A 1,515-nucleotide genomic window follows, 5' to 3' on the forward strand; every position below is an offset into this window, starting at 1 on the left:
GCATCCTTGAGCAGCAGTGATCCGGCCGTGGTCGCCTCGCCGCAGACATCGAACAGGTCCTTGATCGAAATGATCGTTCCGTCGAGCGGTCCGAGCCTCACGCCGGCCCTCCGCCGCGCGTCGGCGGCATCGGCTGCGGCTCGTGCGGCTTCGGTATAGAGTTTCGTGAACACACGTTCTTCACCGGCACGGGCGGCGAGACGCGCAAGGATAGTTTCCAGGTGATCGCGGACGGATTGCATCTTCGGTGTCGGACTCCGGACCTCTGGGACGTCTTAAGCTTAGCAGCCAGCGCGTGGCGTGCCGAGACTTAACCCGGCGCGGGCGGTTTTGCACCCCTGGCGGACGCAAGGAAGAGAACGATGCTCTACAAAGGCAGCTGTCATTGCGGCAAGGTCGCCTTCGAGTTCGAGGCGGAACTGACCGAAGCCGTGCGGTGCAATTGCTCGATCTGCTCGCGCAAGGGCGCCTTGCTGTGCGCCGTTCCGCATCAGGCGCTGCGGGTGCTGGCCTGGAGCGACGAGATCGGCACCTACACATTCGGCAACTGCGCCATCGCGCACCGCTTCTGTCGCACCTGCGGCATCCATCCTTTCGCCGAGGATGTGCGCGAGGGGAGTGAACGCAGCGCCTACATTAACGTCAACTGTGTCGCCGATGTCGATCCGTCCGCCTTGTCGATCTTCGACTTCGATGGGCGTTCAGCCTGAATTTCGCCGGCAGCCTGCCGCGTCTGCCTGTCAGCGACGCCGCCATCGCAAAGGCAACGGCCCGAGAACCATGATGGTTCTCGGGCCGTTGCGCAAGTCAGGGATGGTTGTCGGGAGAGCCTACTCGGCGCGTTTTGGGGCGAGCAGAAACACCACGACTGCCGCCAGCAAAGTCGCCACGCCGCAATAGGCGAAGGCACTGGCGACGCCGGCATGATCGACCAGCAGGCCGCCAAAGACGGCGCCGAGCGCAATCGCCACCTGGAAGGTGGAGACCATCAGGCCGCCGGCGCTCTCGGCTTGATCGGGCGCGGCCCGCACCAGCCATGTCTGCAGCCCGACCGGCACCGCGCCGAAGGCAAAGCCCCAGGCCGCCACGGCGGCGGCGGCGATCGCCGGCGAGGCGCCGAAGACCAGCATCGAGGCGGCGGCCACTGCGATCAGCAGGGGTGCCAGCGCGACGGCGGCCTTGAGATTGCGTTCGGCCAGGATGCCGCCGGCGATATTGCCGAAGAAGCCGCCTATGCCATAGGCCAGGAGCACCAGCGAGATTGTCTCGATGCCGAGCATCGGGATCTTCTCGAGGAAGGGGCGCACATAGGTGAAGCCGGCAAAGTGCCCCGAAGCGACCAGCAGCACGACCAGCAGCGCCACCCTGATCGACGGGCGCTCCAGGACCTCGAGCAAAGTGCGGAAACTTGCCACGCCCATCGGCGGCAGTTTCGGAATGGTGGCCACCTGCACCAACAACGCCAGCGCGGCGACGACCGTGGCGATCATGAAACCCGTGCGCCAGCCCCAGATA

3 protein-coding genes are annotated in these 1,515 nt (G+C 65.5%); 1 reads left to right on the top strand and 2 read right to left on the bottom strand.

Going from position 1 to position 1,515, the window contains the following annotated elements:
- Window positions 1-242 (bottom strand): amidase family protein (locus FJ980_RS31235; protein WP_246676649.1); only part of this gene is annotated, 242 nt, incomplete at its 3' end.
- A gap of 120 nt (window positions 243-362) precedes the next feature.
- Between FJ980_RS31235 and FJ980_RS31240 the strand changes: the two genes are divergently transcribed.
- The gene (locus tag FJ980_RS31240; RefSeq protein ID WP_140547393.1) at window positions 363-710 is read left to right on the top strand and encodes a GFA family protein; all 348 of its coding nucleotides are present in this window, start codon (window positions 363-365) and stop codon (window positions 708-710) included.
- A 120-nt stretch (window positions 711-830) separates the two neighbouring features.
- Here the strand turns inward: FJ980_RS31240 and FJ980_RS31245 are convergent.
- On the bottom strand, window positions 831-1,515 hold a 685-nt coding region (locus FJ980_RS31245), incomplete at its 5' end, for an MFS transporter (protein ID WP_140547394.1).

This window comes from Mesorhizobium sp. B1-1-5 (assembly GCF_006443065.1).
Taxonomy (GTDB): domain Bacteria; phylum Pseudomonadota; class Alphaproteobacteria; order Rhizobiales; family Rhizobiaceae; genus Mesorhizobium.

Bases quoted from the DNA above. Each gene is read 5' to 3' on its own strand.
- FJ980_RS31240 (WP_140547393.1), top strand. From the start codon at position 363: ATGCTCTACAAAGGCAGCTGTCATTGCGGCAAGGTCGCCTTCGAGTTC.